Below are 13,947 nucleotides of genomic sequence, written 5' to 3'. Positions count from 1 at the left end.
GCGCAGATGAGCTACTGACAAGGAGACGGAGCAAAGCTCCGGATTAGGTTATGGCAAGGCAAGAACAGGCCAACGACGTTTTCGCCCTTACCTCGTTCCTCTATGGCGGCAATGCCGACTATATCGAGGAGCTGTACGCCAAGTATGAGGATGATCCGAATTCGGTCGATCCGCAGTGGCGCGATTTCTTCGCGAAGCTGGGCGACAATGCCGACGATGTGAAGAAGAATGCGCAGGGTGCAAGCTGGACCAGAAAGAACTGGCCGATTGCCGCCAATGGCGAACTCATTTCTGCGCTCGACGGCAATTGGGCTGAAGTCGAAAAGCATGTCACCGACAAGCTGAAGGGCAAGGCTGCGAAGGGCGAAGCGAAGGGTGCGACCGGTGCCGCCCTTACCAGCGAAGAGATCACGCAGGCTGCACGCGACAGCGTTCGCGCCATCATGATGATCCGCGCCTATCGCATGCGCGGCCATCTGCACGCCAATCTCGATCCGCTCGGTCTCTCCGAAAAGCCGAACGACTATAATGAGCTGGAGCCGGAAAATTACGGTTTCACGCCTGCCGACTACAACCGCAAGATCTTCATCGACAACGTGCTCGGCCTCGAATATGCGACCGTGCCGGAAATGCTCGACATTTTGAAGCGTACCTATTGCGGCACGATCGGCGTCGAGTTCATGCATATTTCCGATCCGGCTGAAAAGGCCTGGATCCAGGAACGCATCGAAGGTCCGGACAAAAAGGTCGCCTTCACGCCGGAAGGCAAGAAGGCCATCCTGTCGAAGCTGATCGAAGCGGAAGGCTTCGAACAGTTCATCGACGTCAAGTACAAGGGCACCAAGCGTTTCGGCCTCGACGGCGGTGAATCGCTGATCCCGGCGCTTGAGCAGATCGTCAAGCGCGGCGGCGCCATTGGCGTCAAGGAAATCATTTTCGGCATGGCCCACCGTGGTCGTCTGAACGTGCTTTCACAGGTGATGGGCAAGCCGCATCGCGCCATCTTCCACGAGTTCAAGGGCGGCTCCTATGCGCCGGACGATGTGGAAGGTTCGGGCGACGTGAAGTACCATCTGGGTGCTTCGTCGGATCGTGAGTTCGACGGCAACAAGGTCCACCTGTCGCTGACCGCCAACCCGTCGCACCTCGAAATCGTCAACCCTGTCGTGATGGGCAAGGCCCGCGCCAAGCAGGACCTGCTGGCTGGTCGCACCCGCGACGACATGGTTCCGCTTGCAACGCGCGCCAAGGTTCTGCCGCTGCTCCTGCATGGCGATGCTGCCTTTGCCGGTCAGGGTGTCGTGGCCGAGTGCCTGGGCCTTTCGGGCCTGAAGGGCCATCGCGTCGCCGGTACGGTGCATTTCATCATCAACAACCAGATCGGTTTCACCACCAATCCGGCCTTCTCGCGTTCGTCGCCTTATCCGTCGGATGTGGCGAAGATGATCGAAGCGCCGATCTTCCACGTCAATGGCGACGATCCGGAAGCTGTGGTGTTCGCCGCCAAGGTTGCGACCGAGTTCCGCATGACCTTCCACAAGCCGGTGGTCATCGACATGTTCTGCTATCGCCGCTTCGGTCATAACGAGGGCGATGAGCCGTCCTTCACCCAGCCGCTGATGTACAAGGCAATCCGTGCGCACAAGACGACAGTTCAGCTCTATAGCGACAAGCTGATCGCGGAAGGCCTGATCAAGCAGGAAGAAATCGACCAGATGAAAGCGCAGTGGCGCGAAAATCTGGAAACCGAATTCGACGCCGGACAGAGCTACAAGCCGAACAAGGCCGACTGGCTGGACGGCGCATGGGCTGGTCTGCGCACCGCAGACAATGCCGACGAACAGCGCCGCGGCAAGACCGCCGTGCCGGTAAAGACGCTGAAGGAAATCGGCAAGAAGCTGGTTGAAGTACCGAAGGACTTCCACGTCCATCGCACGATCCAGCGCTTCCTCGACAACCGTGCCAAGATGATGGAAACGGGCGAGGGGATCGACTGGGCAACGGCAGAAGCACTTGCTTTCGGTTCGCTGGTCGCGGAAGGCAATCCGATCCGTTTCTCGGGTCAGGATGTCGAGCGCGGTACTTTCTCGCAGCGCCATACGGTTCTCTACGATCAGGAAACCCAGAATCGCTACATCCCGCTCAACAATATCCAGAAGGGTCAGGCGATCTACGAGGTCATCAATTCGATGCTCTCGGAAGAAGCGGTTCTCGGCTACGAGTATGGCTATTCGCTGTCCGAACCGCGTGCGCTGGTTCTGTGGGAAGCCCAGTTCGGCGATTTCGCCAATGGTGCGCAAGTCGTGTTCGACCAGTTCATCTCGTCGGGCGAACGCAAGTGGCTGCGTATGTCCGGTCTGGTCTGCCTTCTGCCGCATGGCTATGAAGGTCAGGGTCCGGAACACTCCTCGGCTCGTCTGGAGCGTTATCTCCAGCTCTGCGCCGAAGACAACATGCAGGTTGCCAACGTTACGACGCCGGCTAACTACTACCATATTCTGCGCCGCCAGATGAAGCGCGACTTCCGCAAGCCGCTCATCATGATGACGCCTAAGTCGCTGCTGCGCCACAAGCGCGCCGTTTCGACCCTGGCCGAAATGTCGGGCGAATCCTCGTTCCACCGCCTGCTGTGGGATGATGCGCAATACAACAAGGACGAAGGCATCAAGCTCCAGAAGGATGCAAAGATCCGTCGCGTCGTACTCTGCTCGGGCAAGGTCTATTACGATCTCTACGAAGAGCGTGAAAAGCGCGGCATTGATGACGTCTACCTGCTGCGTGTCGAACAGCTTTATCCGTTCCCGGCCAAGGCGCTCATCAACGAGCTGTCACGCTTCCGCCATGCGGAAATGGTCTGGTGTCAGGAAGAGCCGAAGAACATGGGTGCATGGTCGTTCATCGACCCGTATCTGGAATGGGTGCTGGCTCATATCGATGCCAAGCATCAGCGTGTGCGCTATGCGGGCCGTCCGGCTGCAGCATCGCCTGCAACGGGTCTGATGTCGAAGCATCTTGCGCAGCTTGCCGCTTTCCTTGAGGATGCGCTCGGTAACTGATCCGGGTTGGAGTTCTGGAGCAGTTTTTCGAAGCTGCTCCAGCCTGAATTGAACACGAAATCTAAAGTTTGAAGATCAACGGAAGAAGAAACCATGGCCACCGAAATTCGCGTTCCCACGCTTGGGGAGTCCGTTACTGAGGCAACCATCGGAAAATGGTTCAAGAAGGTCGGCGATGCCGTCGCCGCCGATGAACCGCTGGTGGAACTGGAAACCGACAAGGTGACAGTGGAAGTTCCGGCTGCGAGCGCTGGCGTTCTGGCTGAAATCACGGCCAAGGAAGGCGACACGGTCGAGGTCAATGCGCTTCTCGGCCAGATTTCCACCGATGGCGCTGCCGTTGCTGCTGCTCCGGCTGCGAAGAAGGAAGAAGCCAAGCCTGCCGCCGCTCCGGCAGCTAGCGCATCTGTTGTTTCCGCATCGTCAGGCCCGGCAATGCAGCCAGCACCTGCCGCCTCGAAGCTTCTGGCTGAAAGCGGTGTTTCTGCCGATCAGGTCGAAGGTTCCGGCAAGCGCGGTCAGGTTCTCAAGGGCGACGTTCTCGATGCTATTGCAAAGGGCGTTTCGGCAGCTCCTGCGGCAGCCGCTCCTGTTGCTGCACGTCCGGCTTCGTCGGCTGGCGACGCATCGCGCGAAGAACGCGTGAAGATGACCCGTCTGCGCCAGACGATCGCCAAGCGTCTGAAGGATGCGCAGAACACTGCCGCCATGCTGACGACCTATAACGAAGTCGACATGTCTGCGGTCATGGAACTGCGCACCAAGTACAAGGACGTCTTCGAGAAGAAGCATGGCGTGAAGCTTGGCTTCATGGGCTTCTTCACCAAGGCCGTGACCCATGCGCTGAAGGAAATCCCGGCTGTTAACGCCGAGATCGACGGCACTGACATCATCTACAAGAACTTCGCCCATGTCGGCATGGCTGTCGGTACGGACAAGGGCCTTGTGGTTCCGGTCATCCGCGACGCCGATCAGCTTTCGATTGCAGGCGTCGAAAAGGAACTGGGCCGTCTGGCCAAGGCAGCCCGCGACGGCACGCTCTCCATGGCTGACATGCAGGGCGGCACGTTCACCATCACCAATGGCGGCGTGTATGGTTCGCTGATGTCGTCGCCGATCCTGAACGCTCCGCAGTCGGGTATCCTCGGCATGCACAAGATCCAGGAACGTCCGGTCGTCGTCGGCGGTCAGATCGTGATCCGTCCGATGATGTATCTTGCCCTGTCCTATGATCACCGCATCGTGGACGGCAAGGAAGCCGTGACCTTCCTTGTGCGCGTCAAGGAAAGCCTGGAAGATCCGGAACGTCTGGTTCTTGATCTCTAAGGAAAAACGATGGAGCCGGGCATCTTCTCCGCATCCCCGTTTCTGCCGCTGGTCGGCTTGAGCGTCGTCCTGCTGGTGGTTCATATCCTCCTGCAGGGCTTTGCGGCGACAAAGGAACTCGGCTCTCAATGGAATGCCGGTCCGCGCGACGAGGGTTTTAAACCCTCCGGCAAATTTGCCGGTCGCGCGGAGCGCGCCTCCACCAATTTCCGCGAGACCTATCCGGCTTTCGTGGCGCTGGCGCTGGCGCTCGTGCTGAAAGGCGACCCGTCCGGATGGGGCATCCTCGGGGCTTGGCTCTGGTTTTTCGGCCGCATCGCCTATATCCCGCTTTATCTGGCGGGCATTCCCTATTTCCGGTCCTTCGTCTGGCTCATTAGTCTGGTGGGGCTCGGAGTGATGCTTCTGGCGCTTTTCTGATTAAACAGATATTCAGAAAAGCTTTTCTGTTTATCTTTCGCATTATCCTCACGCAAAACCGCTTCGCATCTTTGCTGGAAATGCTCTGATTTTTCATAACAGCCTGCGCGTGAACGACGCGCAACGAAGGAAACGCGATGCATCCCTATCTGTTCGAACTTGCATCCCTGATGGCGATCTTCGTCTTTGCCATCGTTTCCCCCGGTGCCGATCTCGCCATGGTCATCCGGCAATCGCTGCTGCATGGCCGTCGTGAGGCGATCATCACGAGCTTCGGCATCGGCGCAGCCCTCATGATGCATGTCACCTATACGGTGCTGGGTCTCGGACTTATCATTTCCAAATCGATCTATCTGTTCAACATCGTCAAATGGTGCGGTGTAGCCTATCTGGTCTATATCGGGATCAAGGCGCTGCGCGCCGGAACGACGAAGATCGATGTGGAAACGGCACCGAAGGAACCGCGTAAGCCGCAGAGTTTCGCCAAAGCGTTCGGCCTCGGCTTTGCCGCCAATGCGCTCAATCCGAAAGCCGTGTTCTTCTTTCTGTCGATTTTTTCGACGGTCGTTCATGCCCATACGCCGACCGAGGTTAAGCTCGGCTACGGTGTGGTGATGGCGACGGCCCTGATTTCCTGGTTCATCGGGGTCAGCCTTTTCATGACCACGCCGAAAATGCGGGCTGCCTTCTCGCGGGCTTCGAAATGGATCGATCGGACCAGCGGTGTTGTCTTCATCGCGCTGGGACTTAAACTTGCCACCGAAAAGGCTATGTAAGAAGCAACAGGTTCAGTTTGGCTGAATCTCGATTCGCTGCCGGAAACACTCAGGGAGAACCGACAGATGCACGCTGCAAACAAGCTTTTCAGGACCGCCGCCGTTTCGGTGCTCGCGCTCACCGTGTTCTCGACCGCGGTTCAGGCGGCTTGCACCCAGAATCGGGCGGTTTATCGCGATCGCGACGATGCTTACACGCTGACGTTTCGCCCGGAACAGTCGAACGACCTGAAAATGTCTCCGGCACCGACGAATGAATTCACCATTACCGCCAACGACAAGCCTGAATTCAAGCTGAGCGGCATGGTGATCTGGCCGGAAGAAGGCGTGGCGCGCCCCTATGCGTTGCTGACTTTCAACTGCAAGGGCGATGGTTCCAATCCGGAAGATCTCGACGATTGCAGCATATGGCAGAGCGTCATCTATGCGCTGAAGGAAGGTGCGGAGGCCGATGTCCTGCCCAAAGCGGAAGAACCGGCGGCGCAGGCTATCCTGCTGCCCGATCTGGTGACGGCACTTGATGGTTATGATTTTGGAGCGGCAAAACCCGAAAAGCCGCTTCAGTGGGAAGCATTCCGCTTTCAGGGATGTTCACCCGACGAGGAATGACCGGTAGCCCTGTAGGCGCCGGTTGCATGGAAATAATTTCGAATGAGAGAACGGGCCCGGATGAACCGGGCGTTCGAAAAGCGTTCAGGACAGACTGAAGAAGGATAGTTCAATGTCATACGATGTGGTTGTCATCGGTACGGGCCCTGGCGGTTATGTCGCCGCGATCAAGGCTGCACAGCTTGGTCTTTCCGTTGCTGTTGTGGAAAAGCGCAAGACCTTCGGTGGCACCTGCCTGAATATCGGCTGCATTCCTTCCAAGGCGCTTCTGCATGCGTCGGAAGTTTTTGCCGAAGCCGGTCACTCCTTCGATACGCTTGGCGTGGAAGTGACGCCGAAGCTCAATCTGGGAAAGATGCTGGCGCACAAGGACACGACCGTGAAGGCCAATGTCACGGGCGTTGAATTCCTGTTCAAGAAGAACAAGATCACAGCCTTCATCGGCACAGGCAAGATCGTGGGCAAGGGCAAGGTTTCCGTGACCGCCGAAGACGGCAAGGTCGAGGAAATCGAAGCCAAGAACATCATCATTGCGACCGGTTCCGACGTTGCAGGTATTCCGGGCGTTAAGGTCGATATTGACGAGAAGGTCATTGTTTCTTCGACCGGCGCGCTTTCCTTCGACAAGGTTCCGGCCAGCCTGATCGTTGTTGGCGGCGGTGTGATCGGCCTGGAACTCGGTTCCGTCTGGGCGCGTCTCGGTGCGAAGGTTACGGTTGTCGAATATCTCGACAAGGTGCTTGGCCCGATGGACGGCGAAGTTTCCAAGCAGTTCCAGCGCCTGCTCGAAAAGCAGGGCATTGCCTTCAAGCTCGGCGCCAAGGTTACCGGCGTAGAGAAGGCCGGTAAGGGCGCGAAAGTGACCTTCGAACCGGTCAAGGGCGGCAACGCTGAAACGCTCGACGCTGATACGGTTCTGATTGCAACTGGCCGTCGTCCTTATACGGACGGTCTCGGCCTTCAGGAAGCGGGCGTGAATGTCGATGATCGTGGCCGCGTTGCGATTGACGATCACTGGCGCACCAATGTCGAAGGCATTTACGCCATCGGCGACGTTGTTCAGGGCCCGATGCTGGCACACAAGGCCGAAGACGAAGGCATTGCTGTTGCCGAAATCATTGCCGGTCAGGCCGGTCATGTGAATTTCGATGTTATCCCGAGCGTGGTCTATACGCAGCCGGAAGTCGCTTCGGTCGGCAAGACCGAAGAAGAACTGAAGGCTGCCGGTATTGAATACAAGGTCGGCAAGTTCCCGTTCACGGCCAACGGTCGCGCGCGTGCCATGCAACACACCGATGGCTTCGTGAAAATCCTGGCCGACAAGGCGACGGATCGCGTTCTGGGTGCGCATATCCTCGGCTACAATGCGGGTGAAATGATCCACGAACTTGCCGTTCTGATGGAGTTCGGCGGATCGTCGGAAGATCTGGCTCGCACCTGCCATGCGCATCCGACCATGTCGGAAGCAGTGCGCGAATCGGCTCTGGCGACCTTTGCAAAGCCGATCCATATGTAATCGGTTGCAACCATCTGATTGTAAAAAAGGCCCGCTAATGCGGGCCTTTTTGTTGTTTTGAGCGCCGATCTGATCCAATCAGATCGGCGCTCTAAGTTTTCTTTCCAGAGCATAATCTTATCGATCCTCGTTTCACTCCGGTCGGATTATGCTCTAATTTTGTGCCGGTGGAGCTGGAGCCGGTGTTGCAGGCTCGCTTTGTGTCGCTGGTGGCGACGGAGGTGGAGCGGTGGTATCGGTTCCACTATCGTTCCGATAGAAGAAGTAACCAAGGATAATGATCGCTGCCAGAAGCACCGCGCCGAGCAGATAGCCGCTCCCGCCGCGTGCTGGTGGAGGTGGCGGCATTCCAGATTGGCCAGACGGGTCCGAAAGGCGAGGGTCGGATGTGGTGCGGGGATCATTGTTTCGTGGATCAAGGGGATCGACCATAACGGGTTCCTCCAATGTTCCCTTCCGTCATTGAGGTGACAGTTGGGAAGTGACAGTTGGGAAACGACAGTTGACCGGTTATTTGCGGTTAATCGTGAGCCAATCCATACTCCTGCCGCCTCTGATGCGTGTCGTTCTGCGTTGTGATAACAAAACCGGTGTATATCAATGCGAAAAAAGGCTGATAGTTCCAAAAAATCCAATATAAGAAGGAACATGAATTAATAGCTGTGCGAAGGTGTTCGGCACACGTGCCGTTAACCCGAGCGAAACTGCATATCGCTATGTATATTCAATCACGGAAGTGGTCCGATAAGCGAGTTATGGTCGATCTACTGGCTATCTAGGCTTTATCACTGTAAAGCGCTGATAAGTCGGGATCATCATAAGCGATTAGAAACCACGCCGAAATTTGAGGAATGACATCATGCCATCGAAAGAGAATCTGAAAACCATCGAGCGCTTCGAAAAGCTTTCTTCGCTTTTGCGCGATGAACAGTTCAAGCTTCTGGATGAAGCCGCCAGGGACGAAGCGCTTCCGGGAAAATCCATACTGAGACAGATTGCCGAGCTCGAACTCAATATCACGGCCATTGAAAACAGCATCACTGATCTGAAAGCCGGTTAGCAACATTCAGGCACATGTTTTATAGCGGGGTCACCCGATAGCCTTTTGCGCGCAGCAATTCGATTATCCCGTCTTTGCCCGGCAGATGTAGCGCGCCGACAGCAATAAACGCATTTCCCTTGTCGATGATCGGAACGGCACGATCGGCCATAACATGATTACGGTCGGAAATGAGATACTTTATGAATAACTCATAATCCTCTTCGGAAAGGCTGTCGGGAACAATCTTTCGGAGCGACGGCATAATCATACCGATTTCGCCCTTAAGGTAGAGTGCGGTCGTCGTCTCCATGGCATCCTCGACCTTGTCGTCATAATCGACGGTAGCAACCAGATTGCGGATATGGAAATCGAGCGGCATCTTGTTCATGGCCTCGAACTGTTCGGCAGCGCTTTCAAGTCCCTGCACGTTGCGGCCTTCGGCTTGCGCGCCCAGAGCAAGCTGTTCATCGAGTGATTTTTTGCCCTCGCTTTTGCGCTCTCGTTCGCATTCCGGAAGTGCAAGCAGACCGGTCAGAATCCACGGTTTCATTTTTGCGACCGCATCGAGAACGATACCGCGTTCTGCGAGCTTCCGTTCAACTTCTTCGCGGCGTTCCGCCGGAATATGCGATTTGAGCGTAGTGCCATCGGTGAAGAGCAGCAGGTCAGGCTGTTCAAGCTTGAGATGCAGGAAGGCCTTGGGATCCAGAATATCCGTTGTTTCTATGACGACGGTCTTCGCCGAGCGATAGGCCTCATCGGCGGCCCTCGGTAATGTCAACACCCGAGGATCGGAGAGGTGGATCGTGCCGAAAAGATAGGAGGGCTCGACGCTATCCTTATCAATTTTCCAGAGAAGCCCTTTGTGATTGGGAACAGCGTCGGCAGCACGCTGCAATTCCTTCCAGCTTGCCGGATCTTTCTTCTCCAGACCTTCGATGAGATTGACGCCATGCACCGCGCAGGTGGCAGGCGCATCGTCGGCGCGGGCAGATGTTGCGCCTGCCAGACAGGCATAAAGAAGAACGAGAAGCAGCTTTTTCATGAGAATAATATAGGTGCGGTTTTTGCCGGTGCGAGACAAATCTCAAGCCCGTGGATGCGCCTTGTCGTAAACCTCCAGGAGCCGCTCGGTATCCACGCCGGTATAGACCTGTGTGGTCGAGAGGCTTGCATGGCCCAGCAGTTCCTGAATTGTCCTGAGATCGCCGCCCCGTCCCAGCAGATGGGTGGCAAATGAATGGCGCAGCGCATGCGGTGTCGCGCTGTCGGGGAGGCCGAGGCCGGCGCGCAGTTTCTGCATTTCGCGCTGGATGATCGCGGCATGAAGCATACCGCCCTTGGCACCGCGAAAAAGCGGCTTGTCGGCGGCAAGATCGAATGGGCAAAGCACCCGATATTGTGCGACGGCGCGATGCACGATGGGCAGCAACGGCACGAGGCGGGCTTTATTGCCCTTACCCGTAATGGGGATCGAACGGGCGGTGCTGTCGGATAATGCGTCGCCCATCAGGCCAAGCGCTTCGGAGATACGCAGGCCGCAGCCGTAGAGCAAGGTGAGGACGGCGGCGTTGCGCGCGGCGATCCATGGTTCCTCCGCCATCTGTCCGTCGGCGGCGACAACGCGCCGGGCGTCGTCGGCAGTCAGCGGCTTCGGCAGTGATTTCGGCTGGCGCGGCGCACGCATGGCACTTGCGCCCGCTGCATTGGCAAGGCCGCGCTTCTCCAGATGACGCAGAAGCGAGCGCACACCGGCAAGACCGCGCCCCAGCGTCCTGGCACCGACGCCTTCATTGCGACGGCTGGCCAGAAAGGAGCGCAGATCGGCAATGCGCAGATTGCCGACATCTTTCAGCGATGGTGGCTCGCCCAGATGGCCGGTTAGAAAATTGAGAAACTGGCGCGTGTCGCGCTCATAGGCTTCGAGCGTATTTTCCGACAGGCGGCGCGCATCTTTCAGCGTCTTCAGCCATTCTTCACGTGCGGCTGCGAGGTCGGCACGGGCAGGGATCAGAAATTCGCTGTTCGTCGTCATGGGGCAGCCGGTTGTTCGTTCCAAGTGTTTGTGGGTCGCATTATCCCACGCAAAACCGCTTCGCACTTTTGCTGGAAATGCTCCAGGTTCCCGGACAGTCTGCCAGCGATAGGTTACCGGCTGGTTGTTCGTGAGGTGAAAAGCACTATTCTTACGAATTGAGGTGAATTGAGCTGGCGAAAGGGCTATTGAACGAAAAATAGTCCTATCCGAGCAGCAGAAACAAGGTTGGCAATGCCGCGTCCAGAAAACCCGATCCAGCTCGCCGTCATCGGTGCCGCCCATGGCACGCGCGGCGAAGTACGAGTGAAGACCTTTACCGGCGATCCGCTGGCAATCGCCGAATACGGCCTGCTCTATGATGAACAGGGCAAGAGCTACGAGGTTTTGGAAGCGCGCCCTGCCAAGACGGTCGTGGTCGTGCGCTTCAAGGGTATCAACGACCGCAATGCCGCAGAGGCGCTGAACGGAACGGAACTTTTCATAGATCGTTCCCAGCTACCGGACGACGAACTGGATGACGACGAGTTCTTCCAGACGGACCTGATTGGCTTGCTGGCGGTCGATGCCGAAGGCAAGACATATGGCGTGGTGAGCGCCTTGTTCGATTTCGGCGGCGGCGACCTCATTGAACTCAGCGAAAAGGGCAAGCGCCCGATGCTTATTCCTTTCACGGAAGCTGCCGTACCGGAAATCGATCTGGACAAGGGCACGCTGCTGGTCGACCCCTATGCCGCCGGGTTGATTGCCGATGATGAGGACGAGCGTCCGCAAAGTGAAAAGAAAAAGCCGAAAAAGTCATGACCGAGGTTTTCAAGGTCGATGATGAGGCGGGTTTCTTTCATGCATCCGTGCTGACGCTTTATCCCGAAATGTTTCCCGGACCACTTGGCGCTTCCCTTGCGGGCAAGGCGCTCGGCGATGCCAAATGGCAGCTCGATGCGGTGCAGATTCGCGATTTCGCCGAAGGCAGGCATCGTATGGTGGATGATACGCCCTCTGGCGGCGGCGCAGGCATGGTGATGAAGCCCGACGTTATTGCGCGGGCTCTGGATTCGGTTGCCGACGGTCGCCGTCCGATGCTGTTGATGAGCCCGCGCGGAAAGCCGCTGACGCAGAAGCGTGTGCGTGAACTGGCGGACGGGCCGGGTGCGATCATTCTATGCGGCCGTTTCGAGGGCGTGGACGAGCGCGTGATCGAAGCGCGCGATCTCGAGGAAGTCTCGATCGGCGATTATATCCTGTCGGGTGGAGAAACCGCCGCAATCGTTCTGCTGGACGCCATCGTCCGGCTTCTGCCGGGTGTGATGGGCAATCGCGAATCCGGTGAGACGGAAAGTTTCGAGACCGGATTGCTTGAACATCCGCATTATACCCGCCCGCAGGTTTGGGAAGATCGGTCGATTCCAGAAATCCTGACCTCCGGCAATCATGGCGCCATCGATAAATGGCGCCATGAACAGGCCGAGGGGATCACGAAGGAACGGCGTCCCGATCTTTGGAAAACCTATTGCGAGAGCAAACCCAAACGAACCTGATCCTGCACTCGAAAATCTTTTCCTGGGGCTCGGCGCCGGGCCCCAATATGGATCAGGCATTTCGGAATGCGCATCTTGGACGAAGAGCAGAACTAAACAAAAAAATGCCCGGCATCTGCCGGGCATTTTCATTTGCTATTGTCAGGCGGAATGCTGATTTGCAGGCCTGCGAAGTTCTCTCTGCGATCTGTGGAGCACAAAATAGACACCGCCGCCAATCGCTACACCGAAGAACCAGCCATAGGTTGCCCACCAGGCCGGCAGAAGATTGGTGGCAATCGGCAGGATGGACGAGAACAATGCGCCGATTACAAAGGCGATGAAAGCCTTGACGTGCCAGCCGTTCTGGAACCGGAATTCACCGTTTTCCTGATAGAGATCTGCCACGTTCAGTTCGCCGCGACGGAGCAGGTAGTAGTCAACCATCATGATTCCGAAGATTGGACCCATGGTGGAGCCGAGGAAGTTGACGAAATGCGCGGCACCCGTTTCCCACGGTGCGAACGGATAGAGGAGCAGTGCAATCAGCGCTGCAACGACGCCGCCTCGCTTGAACGAGACTTTCTGCGGAAATGTATTCGAGAAGTCGAACGCGGCCGAAACGAAATTCGCGACCACATTGATGCCGAGTGTTGCGACGGTAAATGTCATCGCAGCCAGAAGTGCGAGAAACCAGCTGTCGAATTTAGCCGAAATCTGGTCCGGGTGAAGCAGAACTTCGCCGTAAACAGTGAAGGCTGCGGTGGTGGTGACGCCTGCAACAAGGCAGAAGGCCATGAGGTTGATCGGCAGCCCCCACAGGTTGCCGCGCCGCAGGGATGCTTCATCCTTGGCATAACGTGAGAAGTCGCAGAAGTTCAGATAGAGCGCCGCGAAATAGGTGATCCAGGTGGCCGCAACAGCCGCGAGCGCTGCAAAGGACCCCGGCTCGCCCATGACACCCGCATCCCTCGTTTTCTCAAGCAGTACATCGCGCGGGATTTCGCTGCCGAAGGAGAAGGTACCGGCTTTGATGACCAGATAAACAGCCAGGATAAGCATCATGATCCAGACGGCTGGGCCTGCCCAATCCTGAAACTTGCGTACAGTTTCCATGCCACGCTGGATGATGAGAAGCTGGGCTGCCCAAACCGCGACGTAGCAGATCACTTCGAGTGTCGAGTGGCCGAGAAGATGGCTGTTCTGGTGAAAGGACAGTATGCTCTCGTTGCGGATAAGCAGCGCAACGAGCGCGCCGGAGGCTGCGGCTGTCTGTGCGCCATACCAGAAACAGGCGACGACGCCGCGCACGAGCGCTGGAAAATTGGCTCCGAACGTGCCGAAAGACGCGCGCGCCAGCACCGGAAAGGGCACGCCGGTTCGCACACCGGCATTGCCAACCAGGCTCATCAGGAAAAAGATGACCAGTGATCCCGCGCCGATGGCCAGAACAAAGTTCAAGAAGCTGCCGCACAGAAGAAACAGGCTTGCGGCAAGATAATAGCCCCAGAGGCTATGAACGTCTGATGTCCAGACGTTGAAAATACTGAAGGCGCCCCATTTGCGCTCTTCGGCTGGTGCCAGATCCTCATTATACAATGAGGGTGATGGATTTTTGATTGTCATAGTGTCCCCATTTTAGCATTGTCT

At 57.0% G+C, this 13,947-nt stretch carries 13 protein-coding genes; 9 read left to right on the top strand and 4 right to left on the bottom strand.

Going from position 1 to position 13,947, the window contains the following annotated elements:
• Positions 1-50: 50 nt before the first annotated feature.
• From CQZ93_RS12815 to lpdA, 6 genes are all read left to right on the top strand, one after another.
• The gene (locus CQZ93_RS12815) at positions 51-3,056 is read left to right on the top strand and encodes a 2-oxoglutarate dehydrogenase E1 component (protein ID WP_105542884.1); all 3,006 of its coding nucleotides are present in this window, start codon (positions 51-53) and stop codon (positions 3,054-3,056) included.
• Between the two features lie 93 nt (positions 3,057-3,149).
• Positions 3,150-4,382, top strand: a complete 1,233-nt coding sequence (gene odhB / locus CQZ93_RS12810) for a 2-oxoglutarate dehydrogenase complex dihydrolipoyllysine-residue succinyltransferase (protein WP_105542883.1) — start codon at positions 3,150-3,152, stop codon at positions 4,380-4,382.
• 9 nt (positions 4,383-4,391) lie between these two features.
• Positions 4,392-4,802 (top strand): MAPEG family protein, encoded by a 411-nt coding sequence (locus CQZ93_RS12805; protein ID WP_105542882.1) that lies wholly within the window; start codon positions 4,392-4,394, stop codon positions 4,800-4,802.
• A 137-nt stretch (positions 4,803-4,939) separates the two neighbouring features.
• On the top strand, positions 4,940-5,578 hold the full coding sequence (locus CQZ93_RS12800) for a LysE family translocator (RefSeq protein ID WP_105542881.1): 639 nt from the start codon (positions 4,940-4,942) through the stop codon (positions 5,576-5,578).
• Between the two features lie 66 nt (positions 5,579-5,644).
• Positions 5,645-6,187 (top strand): hypothetical protein, encoded by a 543-nt coding sequence (locus CQZ93_RS12795; protein ID WP_105542880.1) that lies wholly within the window; start codon positions 5,645-5,647, stop codon positions 6,185-6,187.
• A gap of 112 nt (positions 6,188-6,299) precedes the next feature.
• A complete protein-coding gene (gene lpdA / locus CQZ93_RS12790) occupies positions 6,300-7,703 on the top strand; it encodes a dihydrolipoyl dehydrogenase (RefSeq protein WP_105542879.1) in 1,404 nt (467 codons plus the stop codon).
• 153 nt (positions 7,704-7,856) lie between these two features.
• Here lpdA and CQZ93_RS12785 read toward each other — a convergent pair whose 3' ends face one another.
• A complete protein-coding gene (locus CQZ93_RS12785; RefSeq protein ID WP_105542878.1) occupies positions 7,857-8,135 on the bottom strand; it encodes a hypothetical protein in 279 nt (92 codons plus the stop codon).
• Positions 8,136-8,562: 427 nt separating this feature from the next.
• Here CQZ93_RS12785 and CQZ93_RS12780 point away from each other — a divergent pair, with 427 nt between their 5' ends.
• A complete protein-coding gene (locus CQZ93_RS12780) occupies positions 8,563-8,763 on the top strand; it encodes a hypothetical protein (RefSeq protein WP_105542877.1) in 201 nt (66 codons plus the stop codon).
• Positions 8,764-8,782: 19 nt separating this feature from the next.
• Here CQZ93_RS12780 and CQZ93_RS12775 read toward each other — a convergent pair whose 3' ends face one another.
• Together CQZ93_RS12775 and CQZ93_RS12770 are read right to left on the bottom strand one after the other, a co-directional pair.
• Positions 8,783-9,790: a TraB/GumN family protein gene (locus CQZ93_RS12775; protein ID WP_105543303.1), complete on the bottom strand. Its 1,008-nt coding sequence runs from the start codon at positions 9,788-9,790 to the stop codon at positions 8,783-8,785.
• A 42-nt stretch (positions 9,791-9,832) separates the two neighbouring features.
• On the bottom strand, positions 9,833-10,780 hold the full coding sequence (locus CQZ93_RS12770; protein WP_105542876.1) for a tyrosine recombinase XerC: 948 nt from the start codon (positions 10,778-10,780) through the stop codon (positions 9,833-9,835).
• 234 nt (positions 10,781-11,014) lie between these two features.
• Between CQZ93_RS12770 and rimM the strand changes: the two genes are divergently transcribed.
• Both rimM and trmD read left to right on the top strand, forming a co-directional pair.
• Positions 11,015-11,584 (top strand): ribosome maturation factor RimM, encoded by a 570-nt coding sequence (gene rimM / locus CQZ93_RS12765; RefSeq protein ID WP_105542875.1) that lies wholly within the window; start codon positions 11,015-11,017, stop codon positions 11,582-11,584.
• Positions 11,581-12,318 (top strand): tRNA (guanosine(37)-N1)-methyltransferase TrmD, encoded by a 738-nt coding sequence (trmD, locus tag CQZ93_RS12760; RefSeq protein WP_105542874.1) that lies wholly within the window; start codon positions 11,581-11,583, stop codon positions 12,316-12,318. Before rimM ends, trmD begins: the two co-directional genes overlap by 4 nt.
• Positions 12,319-12,459: 141 nt before the next feature.
• Here trmD and CQZ93_RS12755 read toward each other — a convergent pair whose 3' ends face one another.
• Positions 12,460-13,923, bottom strand: coding sequence for an NCS1 family nucleobase:cation symporter-1 (locus CQZ93_RS12755; RefSeq protein WP_105542873.1), 1,464 nt, complete (start codon positions 13,921-13,923; stop codon positions 12,460-12,462).
• Between the last annotated feature and the right edge of the window lie 24 nt (positions 13,924-13,947).

Origin of the sequence: Ochrobactrum vermis (assembly GCF_002975205.1) — a bacterium.
Taxonomy (GTDB): Bacteria; Pseudomonadota; Alphaproteobacteria; order Rhizobiales; family Rhizobiaceae; genus Brucella; species Brucella vermis.
This window is presented reverse-complemented; position numbering and strand designations above follow the sequence as displayed.

Excerpts from the sequence above, each read along its gene's own strand:
- CQZ93_RS12815 (WP_105542884.1), top strand. The coding sequence starts at position 51 with ATGGCAAGGCAAGAACAGGCCAACGACGTTTTCGCCCTTACCTCGTTC.
- odhB (WP_105542883.1), top strand. The coding sequence starts at position 3,150 with ATGGCCACCGAAATTCGCGTTCCCACGCTTGGGGAGTCCGTTACTGAG.
- CQZ93_RS12805 (WP_105542882.1), top strand. The coding sequence starts at position 4,392 with ATGGAGCCGGGCATCTTCTCCGCATCCCCGTTTCTGCCGCTGGTCGGC.
- CQZ93_RS12800 (WP_105542881.1), top strand. The coding sequence starts at position 4,940 with ATGCATCCCTATCTGTTCGAACTTGCATCCCTGATGGCGATCTTCGTC.
- CQZ93_RS12795 (WP_105542880.1), top strand. The coding sequence starts at position 5,645 with ATGCACGCTGCAAACAAGCTTTTCAGGACCGCCGCCGTTTCGGTGCTC.
- lpdA (WP_105542879.1), top strand. The coding sequence starts at position 6,300 with ATGTCATACGATGTGGTTGTCATCGGTACGGGCCCTGGCGGTTATGTC.
- CQZ93_RS12785 (WP_105542878.1), bottom strand. The coding sequence starts at position 8,135 with ATGGTCGATCCCCTTGATCCACGAAACAATGATCCCCGCACCACATCC.
- CQZ93_RS12780 (WP_105542877.1), top strand. The coding sequence starts at position 8,563 with ATGCCATCGAAAGAGAATCTGAAAACCATCGAGCGCTTCGAAAAGCTT.
- CQZ93_RS12775 (WP_105543303.1), bottom strand. The coding sequence starts at position 9,790 with ATGAAAAAGCTGCTTCTCGTTCTTCTTTATGCCTGTCTGGCAGGCGCA.
- CQZ93_RS12770 (WP_105542876.1), bottom strand. The coding sequence starts at position 10,780 with ATGACGACGAACAGCGAATTTCTGATCCCTGCCCGTGCCGACCTCGCA.
- rimM (WP_105542875.1), top strand. The coding sequence starts at position 11,015 with ATGCCGCGTCCAGAAAACCCGATCCAGCTCGCCGTCATCGGTGCCGCC.
- trmD (WP_105542874.1), top strand. The coding sequence starts at position 11,581 with ATGACCGAGGTTTTCAAGGTCGATGATGAGGCGGGTTTCTTTCATGCA.
- CQZ93_RS12755 (WP_105542873.1), bottom strand. The coding sequence starts at position 13,923 with ATGACAATCAAAAATCCATCACCCTCATTGTATAATGAGGATCTGGCA.